Here is a 19,265-nt window from a genome sequence, read left to right on the forward strand (position 1 = left end):
TGCCCAATACCCCCGAGAAGCCGGAGCAGCAGAGGACATGACAACACAAACAGACCAGCGGGTGATGGTAGTGACGGGCGCAAGCTCGGGCATTGGAAAAGCCACCGCCGAAGCCTTGGCCCAGCAAAGGGCCCACGTGCTACTAATTTGCCGAAGTGCCCAGAAAGGCCAGCAGACCCTAACCGATATCCAGCGGAAAGTACCCAGCGCCCGCCTTTCGCTCTTTATAGCCGATTTGTCTTCTTTGCAGGAAGTGAGGCGCGTGGCCGGCGAGCTCCAAGAACAGTTCCCGGTCATTGACGTGCTCATCAACAACGCCGGCCTGATTCCCGGCCCGCTGCAAACCACCCCAGACGGCTGGGAGCTGGCCTGGGCCACCAACCACCTGGCGCCTTTCCTGCTCACCAACCTGCTCATGGATTCTTTGCTGGCCTCTGAGCAAGGCCGGGTGATCAACGTGACCTCAGAAGCCCACCGGCTGGGGCAGCTGGACTTTGAGCACGCAGGCAAGCCCGAGAAATACAGCGCCATCACCGCCTACGCAGATTCCAAGCTGGCCAACATTTACTTCACTTACGAGCTGGCCCGCCGCACCGAGTTCACCAACCTGACCGTGAACTGCCTGCACCCGGGCGCCGTGGCCACCAACTTCGGGAAGAACAGCAACCTCTTTGTGAAAAGCCTGATGCTCCTGAGCCGCCTGTTCATGAAATCGCCGGCCAAGGGCGCCCAGACCTCGGTGTACCTGGCCACTTCGCCGTACGTAAAGCACGTAAGCGGCAAGTACTTCAAAGACTGCCGCCCGGTGAACTCCTCCGCCGATTCCAACAACGCCCACCTGGCCCGTCGGCTCTGGGACATCAGCGCGGAACAGACGGGTTTTTAGGCTGTTTTTCATTTTTCACCCCAAAAGCAGGAGGCACAGCGGCATGCAGGGAACCCAGGAAATGTATTTGTTGATCCTACAGGGCGAGGGCGAAACCCTGGAGTTCAAGAAGACCATCACCCACGCGGCCCGCATTGCCCGCACCCTGGTCTCCTTCGCCAACGCCCGGGGCGGCCATATTTTGGTGGGCGTGCAGGACAACGGCACCATCACCGGCGTAGACCCGGAAGAGGAAATGCACACGTTGAACCTGGCCGTGAACCTTTTCTGTGATCCGCCGGTGCAGGTGTTCTACCAGGAAGTGGAAATGGACGAGGGCACCGTGCTTAAAGTGATTATTCCGGAAAGCTCAACTAAACCTCACTTAGCCAAAGTGAAAGAAGATGACTGGCGCTGTTACACCCGGGTGAAAGACGAGAGTGTGCAGACCAGCCTGGTGGCAGGAACGCTCCCCTCCCCGGAACCGGCCACCGAGACCCTGGAGGAAATAATAGATTACCAGCAGGAACGTATTCTGGAGCTGCTCAAAAGATTCCGCCGGCTCACCTTCAGAGATTTCATGCAGCTGGGCAGCCTCTCCAAACCGCAGGTGCAGCGCCTGTTGGCGATCATGGTGCTGCAGGGCCGCATCAGGCTGCACGACAAGGAAAAGGAGCCTTACTACACCTTGTTCTGAGGAGCCAGGCAGCTTACGGCCAGGCAAACAGCACGGATTTCACGGGTTCCTCCTTGGGGTACTCAGAGGCAGCCTGGTACTGCCACCTGGCCTCCAGGTCAATCTGGTGCTGCTCCAAGGCCACTTGCCCTTCCCTGTCGCAGACAGAGGAAACCCAGCCCAGCAACACGCCTAGGGTAAGGGTAAATACAACTTTCATGGGTTTGGGTTTTAAGCCTGTTTTTACAAAATCAGCTGAAAAACTAAGACACAATGCTTCGGCCGGAATGCCAGGTGCCTAAGGCAAGGAGTACCGCACTGCCCGCCAGGCTGTAGCCCATCTGGGGCACAAAAAAGCTGGCTTGCTTAGTCGTGGAGGCAAGCGCTGCGAAATAGGGCCAGCTGTACGGGTAGTACCCAATGTACTCCCAGCTGGAAGCAATCAGGAAGGCCAGCACGAACAGGATCCCCGACCCAATGCTTACCGCAATGCTCTTGCACCGGAAACTGATGCAGAACTGCAGGGTCAGGATAAACAGGGACCCGATAAAGATGCGGAAGATTCCCACGCTGATGCTCTGCACATGGTAGTAGTGCTGGAAACCGAACTCGGGCTTGAGAAAGCCCAGTACATATCCTGCCGCCAACACGCCCGCCCAAAACGTAGCAAACGACACCAGCGTAAGCCCCAGCAACAGCAGGTACTTGTTCAGGAACACCGTCCATTTGGGCACCGGCGCGGCGTACAGTTGTTTCCAGCCGAAGGAGTTGTGTTCAATGCCGTTCACCAGCGCCGTGACCAGGGCCAGAAACAGCGGAATGAGCAACTGCGAGGTGGCCATGAAGTTGTTGGTCATCCAGATAAACCACGGGTCGGTGCCCGGTTTCAGAATTCTATCGCCCCGGAAAAAGAAGACCAGAAACGTCATGCCCACCACTGAGAGCGGCGCCAGCAACGAAAGCCACAGCGCCCAGGAGTTTTTGATTTTAAGCGCCTCAGCGGAGGCACCGCGGCGCAGATAGGTAATTGTAGTTTCCATGGTTAAGCAAGGGTTAGGGTTGAGGAGAGAGTAGAATCTGCTGCAATGGTGGCTTCCTGGGTCATGGACAGGAAAACCTCTTCCAGACTCCGCTGACCATACACCAGGCCAGACACCGCCAGGCCTTGCTCCACCAACAGGCGGTTCAGGTGGGCTGCGGTTGGTTTGCAATCCACCGCTACCCGTATCAGGTTTTCCGTTAACGTCTCCACCGCAAACCCCTGCAGCAGCAATACTTCCCTGGCTAATAAAGCGTTATCCACCTCTACTTCCAGGGTTTGGGTATGTGCCGCCACACGCCGTAGTTCCTGCACCGAGCCTTCAAAGGCAAGCGTTCCTTCGTGCAGAATGGAAAGATGGGTGACTGTTTTCTCTATTTCACTGAGCAGGTGGCTGGACAGAAAGATGGTTTTACCGTGCTTCTGGTTCAGGTCAATCAGCAGCTCGCGCATCTCCCGGATGCCGCTGGGGTCTAAGCCGTTCGTAGGCTCGTCCAGGATGAGCAGCTCGGGGTCAGACAGCAGCGCCAGTGCGATGCCCAGCCGCTGGCACATGCCCAGGGAATACTGCTTCACCGGCCTATGAGCATCCTGCTGCAGGCGCACAATCTCCAGCACGGCCTCCACCCGCTTCTTGTCTAGGCCCAGAAGGCGGCGCAGGACTTCCAGGTTGTCTCGGCCGGAAAGGTGGCGGTACAGGCTGGGCACTTCAATCAGGGCACCAATCTGCCGGAGCACCTCCACCCTATTCCGGACCAGTTCCTTCCCGAACAAATCAATTGAACCGCCCGAGGGGGTCAGCAAACCCAGCAGCAGGCGGATGGTGGTGGTTTTACCGGCCCCGTTGGGCCCCAGAAACCCGTAGATGCTGCCTTTGGGGATGTTCAGGTGTAAGCCGGTCAGGATTTCGCGGCTGCCGTAGCGGTAGCGCAGGTCCTGCGTTTGGATAAGGTGTTTCATAGCCGAAGGGGTTTGATGCTTCAAATGAAAGCGGTTCCTCGGGCGGCTGCAACTAAACTATACCAACCCCTTATTCTTGTAGACGAATCCCGCTTTTACCCATTGCAAGCTGTTCATCTATAAATTTTGGGCGTTGGTCTAAATCCTTTTCGTTCCTGCGGGAAAGCGTAGGTGAATGCGTAGTTTTGGCTTGTTTTCAGGAAAACGATGAAGAAACATACGCCGCTTCTGCTCCATGTGCTGCTTTGGGTAGCGCTGCTGGTATTTAATCTATTCTATTCCAACTTCAGGTACAACTCCCTGCCCATTACCTGGATGCTGGTAGATCTGGCGCAAACGTTCCTGTTTCACCTGGCCCTGTTCTATTTCAATTGGTTTGTTTTGGTGCCTAAGATCCTGGCCAAAGACAAAGTGGTCCTGTATGCTTTAGCGGTAATTCTCACCCTGGCGGCCTTTGCGGCCATCCGTACGCCCCTTGAGTTGTATGAATGGAAAAGAATTGCCGCCCATGATCCTAAAATAGCCGCCCAGATCAGGAAGTCGCCTGCCATCACCAGGTTCTCTACCATTATGGTGCAACTTGCGATCATGGGCATCATGAACGTATTCCTGAGCTCGGCACTCAAGGTTACCGGCGATTACCTGCGCAACGAACGCCGCCGCAAAGAACTGGAGCACCAGCAGACCACTACCGAACTGGAATTGCTCAAAGCCCAGGTGAACCCGCATTTCCTGTTCAACACGCTCAACAACATCTACTCACTGGCCTACCAGAACGCCCCCAGCACCCCCGATGCCATCCTGAAGCTGTCGCTGCTGCTGCGCTACCAACTCTACGAGACCGATACCCCGCTGGTGCCGCTGGAGAAAGAGATTGAGCACCTGGAACATCTGCTGGACCTGCACCGGCTAAGATTGCCCAACCCCGAGCTGTTGACTCTGGATGTGAAAGGCACTGTATCTAAGGTTTTGCTGCCACCCATGCTACTTATGCCCCTGGTAGAGAACATGTTCAAGCACGGGCTCACCACTGCCCCCATGCACATTTGCCTGCACACCGAGGACGGCCAACTTACCTTCGCCACGCATAACACCAGCAAACGCACGCCCAATCAAGATGCTTTTGGCGGGATTGGCTTGCAGAACCTCCGGCGGCGACTGGAACTGCTGTACCCTAATGCCTACACCCTGGACACCAACCTGCAGAACCAGCAATTTGACGTGAAACTGGTCTTGAATACCTTATCTTAACCATTAACTTGCCGTATGCAACTGACCTGCCTCGCCATTGACGATGAACCGCTCGCGCTGGACCTCATGCGCTCCTACATCAGCAAGATCCCGTTTCTGAACCTGGTCCAAACCTGTTCCAGTGCCCTGGAGGCCATGGCCATCCTGCAGCGGCAACCCATCGATCTCCTGTTCCTGGACATTGAGATGCCCGAGATTACCGGTGTGCAGTTTGTGCAATCGCTGACGAACCGGCCGGCCGTCATCTTCACCACCGCGTACCCGCAGTACGCCCTGGACGGCTTTACCCTGGATGCCGTAGACTACCTGCTCAAGCCTATCCCCTTTGACCGGTTCTTCAAAGCCGTGAACAAAGTCTATGAACGGGCCCAGTTGCAACCCGCTGCCGCATCGGCTCCCACCCAAGCAACCCACCAACCTGATACTGAGGATTTCATCTTCGTGAAGGCAGATTATAAGACCTTACGGGTAAACCTGAGAGATATTCTCTTTATTGAAGGGCTCAAGGATTACGTGATCCTACACACCACTTCGCGCAAGATTATCACGCTGTTATCCATGAACAAGATCATGGAGAAGTTGCCTGAACTGGAGTTCGCCCGCGTGCACCGCTCTTACATTGTTTCTCTGGCGCACATTGACAGTATTGAGAAAAGCCGCATCAAAATAAAGGAGCAGGAAATACCCATTGGCGACAGCTACAAAGAAAGTTTTATGCGCTGGGTGGAAAGCAAGAACTTATAGTCGATGCGCTATATTTGGCCTGATTTTCCCAAATTGGCTTAAAAACGGATTGCTTGGCTTCCTTTCTGCAGAAAAAACGGTTGTATGTGACGCTCTTCCTGGGGTGGTGCCTGCTGGGGATCTTCTCCTCGGTGCAGTACTACCTCATGGAGAAAGGCGGCGACATGCCGGTGACCCTGGGCAAAGCCTTTCTGCGGCAACTCCCCTTCTACTTTCTTTGGGCCTGTTACACTCCTTTTATTCTGGCGCTGAGTAACCGCTGGATTCACCGGCAAGTTTCCACCGCTTCGCTGCTGGCCCGGCACCTGCCCATTGCCATTGCCGTAGCACTTTTGCAGACCACTTTCCAGGCGCTCTTCACGTACTCGCTCCGCACCGCGGGCTCCAAATACGAGCTGTGGGATTACGTGCGGGGCTATCTGGGCAGTTGGTTTCATTTCCAGCTCATCATCTACGCCATGGTGGCGGGTATTGGCTACGCATTTACGTACCGCCGTTTTTACCGGGAACGGGAGGCGCGGGCCCTTGCCTTGGAAAAACAGCTCAGCGATGCCCGCCTGGAAAGCCTCAAAATGCAACTGCAGCCGCATTTCCTCTTCAATACGCTCAACTCCATTTCCATGCTGGTGCGCAGACACGAAGAACAGACCGCCATTAAAATGATTGCGGGCCTGAGTGATTTGTTGCGGTTCCTACTGGACAGCTCGCACGTGCAGTTGATTCCCCTGTGCCAGGAAATAGCCTTGGTGCAGAAATACCTGGAGATTGAAGGCATCCGTTTTCAGGACCGGCTCACCTATTCCATTCAGGTAGATCCCACCGCCGAAAAAATTAAAGTACCTGCCTTGTTGCTGCAGCCGCTGGTGGAGAATGCCTTACGCCATGGCCTGAAAGAGAAACTTACAGGTGGCCAGGTACAGATTACGGCCTCCGCCCAGCACCAGCACCTGATTCTTGAGGTGCAGGATAACGGCATTGGGCTAACGGAAAACCTTGGGTCTGCCAGCGGAATAGGCCTGCGCAACACGCGGCAGCGCCTGGAAACCTTGTACGGTGAGGCCGCGCAATTTCACCTATCACCAGCATGCGGTGGCGGCACCCTAGCCCAGATTATTCTCCCAACCTCAGCTAACCATGACTAAAATCAGAACCATAGTAGTGGACGATGAGCCCCTGGCCCGGGAAGGCCTGGCGTTATTGCTGGAAAGTGACCCGGAAATAGAGGTAGTGACTACCTGCGGCCACGGGGCCGAGGCATTGGAGAAGATATCCCAACTCCGTCCCGATTTGTTGTTCCTGGACATCCAGATGCCGGGCATGACCGGGTTGGAAGTAGCTTCCCGCCTGCCTGCCGGACAGGTGCCGGTAATCGTTTTCGTGACGGCCTATGACCAGTATGCCCTGCAGGCTTTTGAAGCCAACGCCGTAGACTACCTGTTAAAACCCTTTGATGACGAGCGTTTCTTCCGCACGCTTTCCAAAGCAAAGCGGTATGTCCAGAGAAATCCCTCGGCAGAGCAATTGCAGCTTCAGTTGACCCAGGTGCTCCAGCACTTGGCCCCGCCCACTCCTCCCCGGTACCTGCAGAGAATTTTGGTGAAAGAAGCGCAAGGCCAAGTGGTGCTGAAAGTCTCTGACATTGACTGGCTGCAGGCCGAGGACTACTACGTGGCCATCCATCTGGGCCGGAAAAAATACCTGCACCGCGAACCGTTGCAGCAACTGGAAACGCAGCTGGACCCCAGGCAATTTGTGCGCATCCACCGCAGCACCATCGTGAACATTGACCGTATTCAGTCTTTGCAGACGTATTTCAACCAGGAAGCAGTGGCGGTGCTGCAGGACGGCACCCAACTTAAAGTAAGCCGGTCACGCCGCGAGCCGCTGCAACAGCAGTTGGAATCATAGGGCCTGTTCCGCCACTGACTGCATCAAAGGAACCATCGGCCGTTAGGCTCTGCCGTTGGCTGCAATTGCCTTCTTTTCTTTTTTAGAGTACCGGTTCTTCGCGCTGTTTCAGAGCCGTTTTCAGAAAAACAGGCCTGAAACGCCCCACCAAACCGTTTACCTCTATGAAAAAGAAGCTTTTGATGTTAGCCCTGGCCACCGTGACTGGGCTTGCGCACGCCCAGAAACAGAAAACCACCTCTACAGCTCAGCAGGTAGTACAACAAGCCATTGCCGCGATGGGCGGAGAAGCAGCCCTGAAATCCATCTCTTCCCTTTCCTACCACGGCATCGGGCACCGGTACTGGACCGAACAATCCGAAAGGCCGGAGGGCCCCTGGATTGTCTCTTACGTGCAGGTTGATGAACTGCGGGATGTGGCACAGAGCCGGTTACTCAGGAAAACGCAAAGCAAGTTCACCCAATCGCCGGAATGGAGCCCGGTTACCCTGAAAATTTCAGAGGGAGCCGCCGCCCAGGAAGTCGGTGCCCGGGTGGTTCCCGGCAGGTCTAACCAATTGCGGGAAGCAGAGGAGACCTTCGCCCTGGCTCCGGAACGGCTCCTGCTGACGGCTTTGCAGGCCAAGGACCTGAAACTGGAAAAGCAGCTAATTTACCAGAATGTGCCGCATCAGGTTCTCTCCTTTACCTGGAACGGCAACCCCTTGCGCCTGCTCCTGAACGCCCACACGCACCTACCCACCGCCCTGGACCTCACCGATTCGTACCCCGATGACCTGTTCATCGGGCGATGGGGCGATGTCACCACCCGCACCATCTACTCTTACTGGACCCTGGAGGCGGGCGGAATACGGTACCCGCGCCAGCGTACCGTGGAGCGAAACCAGCAACCGTATGAGGAGTTTACCATTCTGGACCTGAAGCTGAACCCTGCCGCCCCGGCGGATACTTTCGCCATTCCAGAGGCAACCCGCCAGGCTTTCCTGATACAACCCGCTCGGAACATAGACAGCTTGCCGTTGGGTCTGCCCAACAAACCCGCAGACACCCTGGCGGTTGGGGTGGTGAAAATACCCGGCATGTGGGATGTGGCCATTGTGCAGCAGCCAGACGGTTTGCTTATCCTGGAAGCTCCTATCTCGGCGGGGTACTCCAGCAAGGTCATCGCGGAAGCAAATAGGCGCTTTCCTAACCAGAAGATCAAAGGCGTGATCACCACCTCAGATGCCTGGCCGCACTTCGCCGGCATTCGGGAATATGCGGCGTTGGGCATTCCCATCATCGCCTTGGACCTGAACAAGCCTATTCTGGAACGCTACCTCAAAGCCCCGCATACCCAGCATCCGGATCTGCTGCAAACCAAGCGCAGAAAAGCAGACATTACTTTGGTTTCAGGCAAAACCGTGATTGGGACCGGACCGAACCGGCTGGAACTGTACCCGGTGCGCGGTGAGGGTGGTGAGCGCATGATGATGGCCTATTTTCCCGAGCATCAGTTGCTTTACGGGAGTGACCTGGCCCAGCGTATGCCGGATAAGTCGTTCTTCATGCCGCAGTATGTCTCTGAACTAACGCAGGCCGTGCAGCGCGAACACCTGAAGGTAAAGAAGGTATTTGCCATGCACCTGGAGGAAACCGACTGGGCTGAGTTGGAGGCGGCGGTTCAGAAAGCAGCCCAACCGCTGAGTTTGAAGAAGTAAATGGGCCAGGCAAAGAGAGGCGTTTTTTCTTTCTCAGAACAAACGTTAGGCATGGTTTAAAACTGTTGGGGCAAAAACGTATCTTTGCGGCCTAAATACTTCATCAAGAAAACAAACATGCAAGCATTGAGAGGAACAGGTGTGGCATTGGTAACACCCTTTACTTCAGACCTGTCCGTAGACATAGAGGCTTTCGGCCGATTGATTGATTTTACGCTGGACAACGGCGCCGATTACCTGATTGTGAACGGCACTACCGGCGAGAGCGTGACCACTACCCCAGAGGAAAGAACGCAACTTCTGGCCTTTGCTAAAGAGCGTATAGCAGGCCGTAAGCCCCTGGTGTACGGCTTGGGCAGCAACGACACCAGATCAGTGCTGGAGAAGATCCAAAAGATTGACTTCACCGGCATTGACGCCATACTAAGCGTGTGCCCGTATTACAACAAGCCGTCGCAAGAGGGTGTTTTCCTGCACTACACCGCCATTGCCGATGCTTCTCCGGTACCGGTATTGCTCTACAACGTGCCCGGCCGCACTGGCATTAACATGACCGCTGCCACTACCCTGCGGTTGGCCCAGCACCCCAACATCATCGGGACCAAAGATGCCTGCGGAAACCTGGAGCAGTACATGGCCATCATTGAGGAAAAACCGGAAGGTTTCCTGGTGATCAGCGGCGATGACATGACCACCGTGCCCCTGATCTCAGTGGGCGGCGACGGTATCATCTCGGTACTGGCCAATGCGTTCCCGGAAAGATTCAGCCGTATGACGCGCCTGGCCTTGGAAGGTAACTTCAAAGAAGCCGGTGCTTTGCAACGCTCCTTCGGGAAAATAAACCCGCTTATGTACGAAGAGGCTAATCCGGTAGGTGTGAAGCTGGTGCTGGAGCAAGTGGGCATCTGCGGACCGTACGTACGTCTTCCCTTGGCCCCTGCCTCGGCTAGCCTGAAGCAGCGGGTACTGGATGCCGCTACCCCGCTCCTGTCCTAAGACTTTGATTCTGGCCTCTTTTTCAGAAAACAAATGAAAAACCGACTTCTGCTGTTTGCGGTGCTTCTCTTCTGGAGTTTGTTGCGGGTGCAGGCGCAATCTGGAGCTGTAACTGCCGGCGAACCCATTGAACTGAACACCGCCAAAGGATCGCTCAAGGGCACGTTGCTGGTCCCTGCCTCGGGGAAACCAATGCCGGTGGTGCTGATCCTCTCCGGCTCTGGCCCTACCGACCGGGACGGGAATAACCCCATGATGCAGAACAACAGCCTGAAAATGGTGGCCGAAGAACTGCACGCCCAGGGTATTGCCTCTCTGCGCTACGACAAACGCGGCATAGCCGAAAGCAAAGCGGCTGCCATGTCTGAATTTGATCTGCGGTTTGACCATTACGTGCAGGATGCCGCCGCCTGGGCGCAGCAGTTGAAGAAAGACAAGCGGTTCAGCAAAGTAGTGGTGCTGGGCCACAGTGAAGGTTCGCTCATTGGCATGATTGCTGCCCGCCAGGCCAAAGCCGATGGGTTTATTTCCCTGGCCGGGGCAGGCCAGCCCGCCGACAAGGTCATCCGCCAGCAATTGATGATGCAGCCCAAGATGGTCACTGAAGCCGCCTACCCTATCCTGGACCAACTGGTGCAGGGCCACACCGTGGCAGAGGTGAACCCCATGCTGGCTTCGTTGTTCCGCCCCAGTGTACAGCCATATCTCATTTCCTGGTTCAAGTATGATCCGCAGGCCGAAATCAGGAAGCTGACCGTGCCGGTGCTGGTGGTGCAGGGCAACCTTGATCTGCAGGTAACCACCAATGAGGCTACTTTACTGGCTACCGCCGCCCCTAAAAGCAAACTGGTAGAAGTGGAGAACATGAACCACGTACTCAAAGAAACCACTATGGACCTGAAAGCGAACATGGCGACGTACTCCAACCCAACCCTTCCGCTAGCGTCCAAGCTGATGCCTGAGGTAGTTGGGTTTGTGAAAGGAATCAAGTAGCACCTTCACGCAAAAAGCGGAGCCCGTTTTAGAGCAGTTTTCTTCAAATCTGCTCTAAAACGGGCTCCGCTTTTCTATTTGAATACGGGTTCGGGTAGGTTTACCAGCCACTGGCCAGCACATCGGCAATGTGCATCACCTTAATGGGTTTGTTCTGCTTGCGGGCGTAGGCGTCCAGGTGCATGAGGCAGCTGGTATCGGTGGAGACAATGTATTCGGCCCCGGTGCTGAGGGCGTTCTCTACTTTCTGCTCGGCCATGGCTACTGAGATGGCTTCAAACTTAGCAGCAAAGGTACCGCCAAAGCCGCAGCAGGTCTCGTTTTCGCGCATCTCAGTTAAACTCAGTCCTTCCACCATTTCCAGAAGTTTTCTAGGGCCTTCCTTGATGCCGCATTCGCGCAGGGCGCTGCAGGAGTCATGGTAGGTTACTTTGGCGTTCAATCGGGCACCGGGAATCTGCTGTACCTGCAGCACATCGGTCAGAAACTCGGTTAACTCCAGCACTTTCCGCTCCATGGCCCGGTACTTCACAAAGTTGGAGGACGTCACGAAGATGTTGGCGTACGCGTTCCGGACCATGCCCACGCACGAGGCCGAGGGTGCCACAATGTAGTCGCTGTCCTCAGACGAGAAATCTTCCAGGAACTTATCGGCTACCTGGCGGCACTCCTGCTGGAAACCGGCGTTGTACGCGGGCTGTCCGCAGCAGGTCTGGTTGGTGTTGTAGCGCACCTTACAGCCCAGGGCCTCCAGTACCTTCACCATGTTCCAGGCGGTTTGCGGGAACAGTTGATCAACAAAACAAGGAATAAAAATATCTACAACCGGCTGTGCCATGTGGGTTAATGCGATTGAAAAACGTGGGACGCCAAGGCCTTTGCCTTGGAAAGCGCCTCCTGGTTCAGGTTCAAAGGTACGCCTTTCTCTTGTAAATAAGCCACCATTTTCTCGGTGGGCATGTTGCCTACCAGCTCATCTTTGGCCATGGGGCAGCCGCCGTAGCCCAGCAGCGCCCCATCCATACGCCGACAGCCGCTGGCGTACACGGCTTCCACTTTCTCCTGCCAGGTACTGGGCCTGGTATGCAAATGCGCCCCAAATTCAATGTGCGGGAATGCGGGAATCAGGGTCTGGAACAAGGGCAGGATGGTCTTCGGCGAGGAAACCCCGATAGTGTCTGAGAGCGAAACGATCTTAATGCCGAGCTCGTCCAGCTTTTGGGTCATCTCCCCTACCAGGGCTGGTTCCCACGGCTCACCATATGGGTTCCCGAAGCCCATGGAAAGGTACAGCACCAGTTCCTTGTCGTTTTTGAGGCACAGCTCCTGCATCTGGGCCACCTCCACCAAGGCCTCAGAGATGCTTTTGTTGGTGTTGCGTTTCTGAAACGTTTCTGACAAAGACAAAGGAAACCCGATGTACCGGATGGGCGCATAACTTACGGCCTGCTCCGCACCCCGCACGTTCGCGACAATGGCCAGCAACTTGGAGGTGGTAGCGGAAAGGTCTAACTGGGCCAGCACCTCGGCGGTGTCGCGCATCTGCGGAATGGCCTTGGGCGAGACAAAAGACCCGAAATCCAACGTATCAAACCCCACCTGAAGCAGGGCTTGCAGGTACTGTACTTTCAGTTCAGTAGCCACAAAGTCGGCCAGGCCTTGCATGGCGTCGCGGGGACATTCAATGATTTTCATGAAGGTTCAGTTAACAGCCACCAAGAAAGCGGCTACTTTTAAGGGCAATTTAAGCGTAAGAACGTTGGGTTGATGCTTTATTTTGCAGGGCTTTCCCTCTACGGTACGTTTACCCCAACCACTTCTCAACTAAATGAAGGCATGAACGAAACCCACGCTTCTTTGTTCCGGCAAGACCCGGTGCTGTACCAACTGGTGCTGCAGGCTTCCCCTATTGTTATTCCTGCGGCCACACGGCCCATTTATGATGCTTTGCTGAGTTCAGTGATCTCGCAGCAATTGTCGGTGAAGGCGGCGGCCACCATCAAGGCCCGGTTTCTGGCCCTTTTTCCCGAAACTACCCCGAACCCAGCCTGCTGCTTTCCATGCCTTTTGAGATCTTGCGGGCGGCAGGTTTGTCCAAACAGAAAATTGGCTATCTGCAGAACCTGGCGGAGCACAAAGCCGCTGGCCACCTGGAAGACAACCTCCTGGCTCATTTACCGGATGAGGAACTGATTGCCCGCCTGGTACAAGTCAAAGGAATTGGCCGCTGGACCGCCGAGATGATCCTGATGTTCGCCCTCCACCGCCCCGATGTAATGCCAGTAGACGATCTGAGTATTTACAACGCCATGAAACGCCTCTACCAATTCACTGAAAGCCACAAACAAGCCAAAGCCAAGATGCTGGAACTGTCGCTTCCCTGGAAACCACATAGAACTCTGGCGTGCCGGTACCTATGGCAATCGCTGGACAATGCGCCAGTAAGTAGTCCTGAGTCTTGAGTTCTGAGTCTTGAGTCTTGAGTCAAAAACAGAAGTTGTTTCTGAGCTTATTTCCCAAAATCAGGCATAAGACGTTAGCGCACTTTCTGCCTTTTGATTAAGTACGCCTGCAGGACTTTATCAATGGGCTCGCGCAGATCAACTGAGACCAGGTCGATGCGGTTTTGGCCACAGCGTAGTTTCAGTTCGTTCTTGAATTGCCGCATGGCTTTCACGTATTCGTCCCGGATCTCGGAGGGTTGTACTTTGATCTTTTCGCCGGTTTCCAGTCCCGTGAACATGAAGGGTTTGTCGGGGAAGTGAAAATCCTCCTCGGTTTCGGCGTGGGTAAGATGGAACAACAAAACCTCGTGCTGTTGGTGCCGCAGGTGCTGCAGGGCCAGGAAAATCTCGTCTAGCTGCTCGTATTGGCTGAGCAAATCGCTGAATAAAATCACCAGGGAACGTTTGGGCAACTGCTGTGCGATGTGGTGCAGCATGGCCGACACCCGGGTTTCCTTCTGCGGCGGAGCAGGTTTCTGCAACTGCTGCTGCAAGGCTAACATTAACGTGTGCAGGTGCGCCCCGGTAGATTTAATGGGCGTCTGCAGTTCAATCTGGTCAGAGAACGTGGTAAGCCCCACCGCGTCGCGCTGTTTCTGGAGCAAGGTTGCCAGTGCGGCGGCGCTTAGCACGGCATAGGAAAGCTTGCCGTAGTTCTGCGTGGGATAATACATGGAGCCAGACACATCCAGCAGCAACTGGCAGCGGAGGTTGGTTTCCTCTTCGTAGCGTTTCACAAAAAGCTTCTCGGTACGGGCGAAAACTTTCCAGTCCATGTGGCGGGTGCTCTCGCCGGAGTTGTAGAGCCGGTGCTCAGAGAACTCTACGGAGAAACCGTGGTACGGCGATTTATGCAAACCGGTGATAAACCCTTCCACCAAACGCTTGGCCAGCAACTCCAGGTTATGGATGTTCCGGACACTGTCTAAATCAACGGTTATTCTGCTCATGCTTTGTCTGTCTCCTTTAGAAGGGCAAGAGCCTCCTCTTTGCTGATCACCTCCAGTTGTACCTTGCCCATGCCGGGCCCAATGATGCCCAGGGTCTGGGCCGCTTTTCTGGAAACGTCTATCACGTAACGGGAATTGCGGCTCATGCGGTCATTAATTCTCACCACCACGCGGCGGCCGTTGCTTAGGTTGTGCACCTGCACCCAACTGTTCAGGGGCAAAGTGGCGTGGGCGGCGGTGAGTTCATTGGGGTCGTAGCGTTCGCCGCTGGTGGTTTTCTGGCCTATGTGCGCTTTGGCGTAGAAGGTGGCGGTGCCTTTCAGGGGGGTGTTTCCGGCAAAGCTGGTCCATTGCAGCAGGCAAAGGAAAAGGCAAAGTAGGCTTTTTCGCATGTAGGTTTGTTTGAAACAAACATTAGTACATTCGAATTTACCTATTAAAATTAATCTTAAAAATTTTTAGATGTGAATCTGTTGCTTTAAATTGGCTACTTCAAATAAATAAGGAACCTTCAAGTTATGGTGGAAGAGAACAACGACAAAGCAGAAATCTACTCGCAGAGAGTAAGGGCAGGAAAGCGCACCTATTTCTTTGATGTGAAGTCAACCCGCTCCAATGATTATTACCTGACCATCACGGAGAGCAAGAGGAAATTCAAGGACGACAACTACTCTTACGAGAAGCACAAGATTTTCTTGTACAAAGAAGACTTTGCCAAGTTCATGGAAGCGTTGCAGGATACCGTTAACCATGTAAAAGGTGAGTTATTGTCTGAAGAGGCCTTAGCGGAACTGGAGCGCTTAGAACACGCGGAGTCTGAAGCTGCAGTAGATGAAGAACTGAAGTGGGAATAGTCCCGCAGCAATTCTCCTCAAGCTCATGCCTCGCGTGAGCTTTTTTTATCTTTTTCTGCTCCGTTTTCTGGCTGTTTTCCTAAAAAACAGCCCTAACGCTACTTTGTCCCTTTCCTAACGCCTGGGTAGCTTCTGGTTCACTGGGCGTTGCTTTTCCCTCCTGCCTTACCCGGCCTCATCCATCCCCGCAAAATTCCGGGTCTGATTTTCTCATCCGGGAACCTGCCCTTTTCACTCCTTCATTCAACCCTAGCCTGGTCTGTCCTTACCCAACGCAAGCCGTTAGCCTATACTGCTTTTAACTTAGCTTGAAACTTAAAAGCATGCTGCTGGTTACTCTGCCAATTAACTGGCCCCTGCCGAATGGCTCTTCCCTCTAAGATAGCTGGGCCGAATAGGTTAGCCTGTGCAGCTGCCTTGAAGCACAACAAGCCCCTTGGTGCCCCAGAACCGAACTCCTGGCACGGGCCCTCTCTGAACATTTGCCAAGGGGGGCCGTTAGTAAAATCCTGGGCAGGAGCGCACTTGTTGGTGCTTTCTCCGCCTTCCCACCTGACTCCACGCTAATGGGTAGTGCATAGTTGTGCTGCTCAGTTGAGGGCAGGTGCCGTACTTAACCAGACTGCCTATGCGCTTCGGATATGCCTGCATTAACTTAACCCTGGCCGCCCAAAAAATAAAGGTGAACCGCTCCATGATCAAGAAAACGTTTCAGGAGCAGGGAATCGCCTATGCCTCGCAACTTGCCCTGGCCAACTTCCAGGACATGGAGAAGATCATTGACTGGAACATCAAGCACAAGATCCTGCTGTACCGCATGAGCTCTGATATGGTGCCCTGGATGAGCGAGTACCAGATTGCCGACCTGCCCGACTATGAAAAGATCCGTGCGGTGCTCAAGCGCTGCGGCGAAAAAGCCGCCCAGGCGGGGCTCCGGCTCACCTACCATCCGGGGCCGTTCAACGTGCTGGCCACCAACTCTGAGCAGGTCCTGACCAAAACCATCAAGGAACTGGGGCAGCATGCCGAAGTCATGGACCTGCTGCACCTGCCGCACTCCCCGTTCGCCAAGATCAACATCCACGTGGGCGGCGCCTACGGCGACAAGGAATCTGCCCTGGCCCGCTTCGCCGAAAACTACACCAACCTACCCGACAACGTGCGGACCCGGCTCACCGTGGAGAATGATGACAAGGTGAACATGTTCAGCGTGCGCGACCTGCTGTGGCTGCACCAGCAAACCAACATCCCGGTGGTGTTTGATTACTTTCACCATGAGTTCTGCACGGGCGGCCTGAGCGAGGAAGAGGCTTTTCTGGCGGCGGTAGAAACCTGGCCCCAAGAGGTGACGCCCGTGGTGCATTTCTCCAGCCCCAAGAAAAAGTACGAAGACCCCGCCGCTGTACAAACCGCCCACGCCGACTACATCTACAGCCATGTAAAGCGCTATGGCCACGACGTGGACATCATGTTTGAGGCCAAAGCCAAAGACGAAGCCGTGATGCGGTACCTGCAGGAATACCGGATTAAACTGGCCTAAGGAGGTTTATTGACAGAAAACCGGCGTAAGGGTTTGAGTACGCTTTTTGCGCAGGAGAGCTCTTGTTTTAGGCCTGTTTTCTGGAAAGTAGCCTCAAAACGTTGAATTTCGCCGGTCATGGCTTCCTAGGAAATAAGAAAAGAAACGCCAAACCGGTTCTATCCCTAACCTGTTTAGTACTAATCAAAAGAAAACGGCTACCGCTGCTTCTTCAATTCTGAGAGCGGGTAGAAGCTGTTGCGCCAGTAAATGCCTCCTTGCCGTAAGGTCTTGTAAGCCGAGGCCAGGAGGATGTACACCATCACGGCGCCGGCAAAAGGGATCAGGAGGGCGTGCCACCATTTTCCGTCCGTTCCTGTTTTCAGCACCATTAGCAGAATCTGTGCTAAAAGCAGCACCGCGGCCAGGAGCAGGCCTATCTCCCCTCGTAGCAACATGACCGGCAGCGGAAGCACAAACACCAGCAAGGTAAGCAGGGCCATGCTCAGGGCGGTGGGCCAATGGTAGTTGAACACCGAGAACGTGTTTTTCATCAGGCCCCGCACAAACTCGCCCAGACTGGTATACCACTCCAGCGACACCTCGGGCACCCCGTACAGCACCTCCTGCCGCAGACCGGCCGCTTTGATGCGCTCTCCCAGTTTCAGGTCATCGTCGGGCCGGAGGGAGAAGGCGGTGTGGGTGCCGGCCTTTTCGTAGGCTGAGCGCCGGAGCAGGTTAAAGGCCCCAATGCCCAGCGAGGCGTCCGAAGCCGGGTTGGGCACGTCCCAAGGCCGCTGCCGGGTTTCCAGCATGAGGGCGAAGGTGTTGATCACGCTCCGGAACAAGCCAGACCGCGAGGTAATCTGGGGGAACAGGGTCAGGTGGTCTAGCTGGTTGGCCACGGCGTAGGTCATGGCTTTCTGCAAGGCCCCCGCATGGAAGAGCACGTCGGCATCGGTGAACAGGAGCCACTCACTGGCTGTGGCGCCGTAGCCCTGGTACAAGGCGTGGTTTTTCCCCAGCCAACCGGGCGGAAGTTCCCGTACGGTGAGCACCTGCAGGGCCGGGTTCTGCTGCGCCATCCTGCTCAGGATTTCTGGGGTGCGGTCGGTGGAGCGGTCGTTGATGACCAGGATAGTCAGGTTCTGGTAGGTCAGCCCGCAGACGCTGCGCAGCGCCGCCTCCAGGTTCGCCTCCTCGTCCTTCACCGCAATGATGATGGCCACCGAGGGCTCCGGCGCCGGTAAGGCAGGTACCACGTCTTTCAAAAACTTCACCTTCCTGGAGTTCACCACCAGGTACCCCATGAGCGCGACCCAGAAAAGCGTGATCAGGATGGAGTAAGCGGTGAGTATCATATATATAAAAGCGCCCGACACAGTGCCGATCTAGTAGGTTGTTTTGTACCCGAAATCTAAAAAAGGCCCCAAAAACAGGTTCGACTTTTTACAGGAGGAATTACCAATCCGGAAGGTACTGGCGCTGGCACAGGGCACAGAAGTAGCAGGACCGGGGCGGCTTGCCGAGCTTGGCTTTCAGGAATGGGACCCGGTCGCGGGGACAGATTTTCTGCCGGTAAGCCTGCCAGTGCACCTCCCCTTCTCCGTGGCGCTTCCCCTCCAGGTATTCCGCGCTCAGCGCTTGGGTAGCCTTGATGAGGGCCCTCAGTTCCGATGCGGGAATCTCGCCCACCTGGCTTTCCGGGTGAATCCGCTGCCGGAAGAGTACCTCGTTTTTAAGGCCGTTGCCCACGCCGGCAAAAAGGGTCTGGTCCAGCAGCGCATCACAGATGAACCGGCCGGGGGAGCGGAGGAGCTTGCCCAGGGCTTTTTCCGGGTCAAAGGCGGGGTGCAGCACATCGGTAGGCCAGTCATACTGGTCCTCCCAGGGCGCGTTGAGCAAGCGGCAGTCGCAGGCGTAGAAGTTGATTTCCCCGGCCTCAAACACCAGCCCCAGTTGCAGCACGCGGTTCAACTCACCGTTAATTGAGTACTTGCCAAACAGCATAAGGTGCACGCGGAGGGCAAAATCCGGGAAACAGAAAAACAGCTCCTTGCCAAAGGTCTTGATGTCTTGCAACACCTGCCCTTTCACCCGGTCAAAAGAGATGCCTTTGGCCTCACCCCTGGCCTCCCACACCTGCTGGCCCACAAAGGGCTCGGCTAGTTCTTTCAGGAAAACCATTTCGGGTCCTTCGGGCATGGCACAAGGGTGAGGGTTAAAGATGATGTACACCGGTTTTCAGGCCCGGCGGTGATCCTTCAATGGCTGCCGCCGTTACGCCAGAAAACCAGCCGGTCAAA

Annotated in this window: 21 protein-coding genes; 12 read left to right on the top strand and 9 right to left on the bottom strand. The window is 55.2% G+C overall.

Annotated elements, in window-relative coordinates; genetic code table 11:
* Window positions 1–37 precede the first annotated feature (37 nt).
* The gene (locus tag JT718_RS05885) at window positions 38–886 is read left to right on the top strand and encodes an SDR family oxidoreductase (RefSeq protein WP_205501013.1); all 849 of its coding nucleotides are present in this window, start codon (window positions 38–40) and stop codon (window positions 884–886) included.
* A 43-nt stretch (window positions 887–929) separates the two neighbouring features.
* Window positions 930–1,562, top strand: coding sequence for an AlbA family DNA-binding domain-containing protein (locus JT718_RS05890; RefSeq protein WP_205501015.1), 633 nt, complete (start codon window positions 930–932; stop codon window positions 1,560–1,562).
* 13 nt (window positions 1,563–1,575) lie between these two features.
* Here JT718_RS05890 and JT718_RS05895 read toward each other — a convergent pair whose 3' ends face one another.
* From JT718_RS05895 to JT718_RS05905, 3 genes are read right to left on the bottom strand one after another with little or no spacing between them, the layout of a single operon-like run.
* Window positions 1,576–1,761, bottom strand: coding sequence for a hypothetical protein (locus JT718_RS05895; RefSeq protein WP_205501025.1), 186 nt, complete (start codon window positions 1,759–1,761; stop codon window positions 1,576–1,578).
* A gap of 43 nt (window positions 1,762–1,804) precedes the next feature.
* Window positions 1,805–2,581, bottom strand: coding sequence for an ABC transporter permease (locus JT718_RS05900; RefSeq protein ID WP_205501037.1), 777 nt, complete (start codon window positions 2,579–2,581; stop codon window positions 1,805–1,807).
* Between the two features lie 2 nt (window positions 2,582–2,583).
* On the bottom strand, window positions 2,584–3,540 hold the full coding sequence (locus JT718_RS05905) for an ABC transporter ATP-binding protein (RefSeq protein ID WP_205501039.1): 957 nt from the start codon (window positions 3,538–3,540) through the stop codon (window positions 2,584–2,586).
* A 207-nt stretch (window positions 3,541–3,747) separates the two neighbouring features.
* Between JT718_RS05905 and JT718_RS05910 the strand changes: the two genes are divergently transcribed.
* The 7 genes from JT718_RS05910 to JT718_RS05940 all read left to right on the top strand — a co-directional run bounded on the left by JT718_RS05910 (window position 3,748) and on the right by JT718_RS05940 (window position 11,132).
* Window positions 3,748–4,791 carry a sensor histidine kinase gene (locus JT718_RS05910; RefSeq protein ID WP_205501042.1) on the top strand — a complete coding sequence of 348 codons (1,044 nt, stop codon included), beginning with the start codon at window positions 3,748–3,750 and terminating at the stop codon, window positions 4,789–4,791.
* 15 nt (window positions 4,792–4,806) lie between these two features.
* Window positions 4,807–5,535 (top strand): LytR/AlgR family response regulator transcription factor, encoded by a 729-nt coding sequence (locus tag JT718_RS05915; RefSeq protein WP_205501044.1) that lies wholly within the window; start codon window positions 4,807–4,809, stop codon window positions 5,533–5,535.
* Window positions 5,536–5,588: 53 nt separating this feature from the next.
* Window positions 5,589–6,677, top strand: a complete 1,089-nt coding sequence (locus JT718_RS05920) for a sensor histidine kinase (RefSeq protein ID WP_205501046.1) — start codon at window positions 5,589–5,591, stop codon at window positions 6,675–6,677.
* The gene (locus JT718_RS05925) at window positions 6,670–7,443 is read left to right on the top strand and encodes a LytR/AlgR family response regulator transcription factor (protein ID WP_205501048.1); all 774 of its coding nucleotides are present in this window, start codon (window positions 6,670–6,672) and stop codon (window positions 7,441–7,443) included. Before JT718_RS05920 ends, JT718_RS05925 begins: the two co-directional genes overlap by 8 nt.
* Window positions 7,444–7,607: 164 nt before the next feature.
* Window positions 7,608–9,143: an MBL fold metallo-hydrolase gene (locus JT718_RS05930; protein ID WP_205501050.1), complete on the top strand. Its 1,536-nt coding sequence runs from the start codon at window positions 7,608–7,610 to the stop codon at window positions 9,141–9,143.
* A gap of 117 nt (window positions 9,144–9,260) precedes the next feature.
* A complete protein-coding gene (dapA, locus tag JT718_RS05935) occupies window positions 9,261–10,139 on the top strand; it encodes a 4-hydroxy-tetrahydrodipicolinate synthase (protein ID WP_205501053.1) in 879 nt (292 codons plus the stop codon).
* A 33-nt stretch (window positions 10,140–10,172) separates the two neighbouring features.
* Window positions 10,173–11,132 carry an alpha/beta hydrolase gene (locus tag JT718_RS05940; protein WP_205501055.1) on the top strand — a complete coding sequence of 320 codons (960 nt, stop codon included), beginning with the start codon at window positions 10,173–10,175 and terminating at the stop codon, window positions 11,130–11,132.
* A 100-nt stretch (window positions 11,133–11,232) separates the two neighbouring features.
* Here JT718_RS05940 and JT718_RS05945 read toward each other — a convergent pair whose 3' ends face one another.
* Together JT718_RS05945 and JT718_RS05950 are read right to left on the bottom strand one after the other, a co-directional pair.
* The gene (locus JT718_RS05945; RefSeq protein WP_205501057.1) at window positions 11,233–11,970 is read right to left on the bottom strand and encodes a (Fe-S)-binding protein; all 738 of its coding nucleotides are present in this window, start codon (window positions 11,968–11,970) and stop codon (window positions 11,233–11,235) included.
* A gap of 5 nt (window positions 11,971–11,975) precedes the next feature.
* Window positions 11,976–12,827 (bottom strand): hydroxymethylglutaryl-CoA lyase, encoded by an 852-nt coding sequence (locus JT718_RS05950; RefSeq protein WP_205501059.1) that lies wholly within the window; start codon window positions 12,825–12,827, stop codon window positions 11,976–11,978.
* Window positions 12,828–13,192: 365 nt separating this feature from the next.
* Here JT718_RS05950 and JT718_RS20465 point away from each other — a divergent pair, with 365 nt between their 5' ends.
* Window positions 13,193–13,594 (top strand): DNA-3-methyladenine glycosylase family protein, encoded by a 402-nt coding sequence (locus JT718_RS20465; RefSeq protein ID WP_240336960.1) that lies wholly within the window; start codon window positions 13,193–13,195, stop codon window positions 13,592–13,594.
* 74 nt (window positions 13,595–13,668) lie between these two features.
* Here JT718_RS20465 and JT718_RS05960 read toward each other — a convergent pair whose 3' ends face one another.
* Window positions 13,669–14,586 carry a DUF58 domain-containing protein gene (locus tag JT718_RS05960; protein WP_205501061.1) on the bottom strand — a complete coding sequence of 306 codons (918 nt, stop codon included), beginning with the start codon at window positions 14,584–14,586 and terminating at the stop codon, window positions 13,669–13,671.
* A complete protein-coding gene (locus tag JT718_RS05965; RefSeq protein ID WP_205501063.1) occupies window positions 14,583–14,978 on the bottom strand; it encodes a septal ring lytic transglycosylase RlpA family protein in 396 nt (131 codons plus the stop codon). Before JT718_RS05965 ends, JT718_RS05960 begins: the two co-directional genes overlap by 4 nt.
* 129 nt (window positions 14,979–15,107) lie before the next feature.
* Between JT718_RS05965 and JT718_RS05970 the strand changes: the two genes are divergently transcribed.
* Window positions 15,108–15,440 carry a DUF3276 family protein gene (locus JT718_RS05970; protein ID WP_123134899.1) on the top strand — a complete coding sequence of 111 codons (333 nt, stop codon included), beginning with the start codon at window positions 15,108–15,110 and terminating at the stop codon, window positions 15,438–15,440.
* 628 nt (window positions 15,441–16,068) lie between these two features.
* The gene (gene uvsE / locus JT718_RS05975) at window positions 16,069–16,980 is read left to right on the top strand and encodes a UV DNA damage repair endonuclease UvsE (protein ID WP_205501065.1); all 912 of its coding nucleotides are present in this window, start codon (window positions 16,069–16,071) and stop codon (window positions 16,978–16,980) included.
* A gap of 197 nt (window positions 16,981–17,177) precedes the next feature.
* On the opposite strand, the gene JT718_RS05980 is transcribed toward uvsE, so the two are convergent.
* Entirely contained in the window at window positions 17,178–18,320 is a 1,143-nt protein-coding gene (locus JT718_RS05980; protein WP_205501071.1) for a glycosyltransferase family 2 protein, read from the bottom strand.
* Between the two features lie 100 nt (window positions 18,321–18,420).
* Window positions 18,421–19,164 (bottom strand): DNA-formamidopyrimidine glycosylase family protein, encoded by a 744-nt coding sequence (locus tag JT718_RS05985; RefSeq protein ID WP_205501073.1) that lies wholly within the window; start codon window positions 19,162–19,164, stop codon window positions 18,421–18,423.
* Window positions 19,165–19,265 lie beyond the last annotated feature (101 nt).

Source organism: Rufibacter psychrotolerans (assembly GCF_016924645.1).
Classification (GTDB): domain Bacteria; phylum Bacteroidota; class Bacteroidia; order Cytophagales; family Hymenobacteraceae; genus Nibribacter; species Nibribacter psychrotolerans.

What these genes read in the sequence shown, in the direction of transcription:
- JT718_RS05885 (WP_205501013.1), top strand. Translation starts at nt 38, where the DNA reads ATGACAACACAAACAGACCAGCGGGTGATGGTAGTGACGGGCGCAAGC.
- JT718_RS05890 (WP_205501015.1), top strand. Translation starts at nt 930, where the DNA reads ATGCAGGGAACCCAGGAAATGTATTTGTTGATCCTACAGGGCGAGGGC.
- JT718_RS05895 (WP_205501025.1), bottom strand. Translation starts at nt 1,761, where the DNA reads ATGAAAGTTGTATTTACCCTTACCCTAGGCGTGTTGCTGGGCTGGGTT.
- JT718_RS05900 (WP_205501037.1), bottom strand. Translation starts at nt 2,581, where the DNA reads ATGGAAACTACAATTACCTATCTGCGCCGCGGTGCCTCCGCTGAGGCG.
- JT718_RS05905 (WP_205501039.1), bottom strand. Translation starts at nt 3,540, where the DNA reads ATGAAACACCTTATCCAAACGCAGGACCTGCGCTACCGCTACGGCAGC.
- JT718_RS05910 (WP_205501042.1), top strand. Translation starts at nt 3,748, where the DNA reads ATGAAGAAACATACGCCGCTTCTGCTCCATGTGCTGCTTTGGGTAGCG.
- JT718_RS05915 (WP_205501044.1), top strand. Translation starts at nt 4,807, where the DNA reads ATGCAACTGACCTGCCTCGCCATTGACGATGAACCGCTCGCGCTGGAC.
- JT718_RS05925 (WP_205501048.1), top strand. Translation starts at nt 6,670, where the DNA reads ATGACTAAAATCAGAACCATAGTAGTGGACGATGAGCCCCTGGCCCGG.
- JT718_RS05930 (WP_205501050.1), top strand. Translation starts at nt 7,608, where the DNA reads ATGAAAAAGAAGCTTTTGATGTTAGCCCTGGCCACCGTGACTGGGCTT.
- dapA (WP_205501053.1), top strand. Translation starts at nt 9,261, where the DNA reads ATGCAAGCATTGAGAGGAACAGGTGTGGCATTGGTAACACCCTTTACT.
- JT718_RS05940 (WP_205501055.1), top strand. Translation starts at nt 10,173, where the DNA reads ATGAAAAACCGACTTCTGCTGTTTGCGGTGCTTCTCTTCTGGAGTTTG.
- JT718_RS05945 (WP_205501057.1), bottom strand. Translation starts at nt 11,970, where the DNA reads ATGGCACAGCCGGTTGTAGATATTTTTATTCCTTGTTTTGTTGATCAA.
- JT718_RS05950 (WP_205501059.1), bottom strand. Translation starts at nt 12,827, where the DNA reads ATGAAAATCATTGAATGTCCCCGCGACGCCATGCAAGGCCTGGCCGAC.
- JT718_RS20465 (WP_240336960.1), top strand. Translation starts at nt 13,193, where the DNA reads ATGCCTTTTGAGATCTTGCGGGCGGCAGGTTTGTCCAAACAGAAAATT.
- JT718_RS05960 (WP_205501061.1), bottom strand. Translation starts at nt 14,586, where the DNA reads ATGAGCAGAATAACCGTTGATTTAGACAGTGTCCGGAACATCCATAAC.
- JT718_RS05965 (WP_205501063.1), bottom strand. Translation starts at nt 14,978, where the DNA reads ATGCGAAAAAGCCTACTTTGCCTTTTCCTTTGCCTGCTGCAATGGACC.
- uvsE (WP_205501065.1), top strand. Translation starts at nt 16,069, where the DNA reads ATGCGCTTCGGATATGCCTGCATTAACTTAACCCTGGCCGCCCAAAAA.
- JT718_RS05980 (WP_205501071.1), bottom strand. Translation starts at nt 18,320, where the DNA reads ATGATACTCACCGCTTACTCCATCCTGATCACGCTTTTCTGGGTCGCG.
- JT718_RS05985 (WP_205501073.1), bottom strand. Translation starts at nt 19,164, where the DNA reads ATGCCCGAAGGACCCGAAATGGTTTTCCTGAAAGAACTAGCCGAGCCC.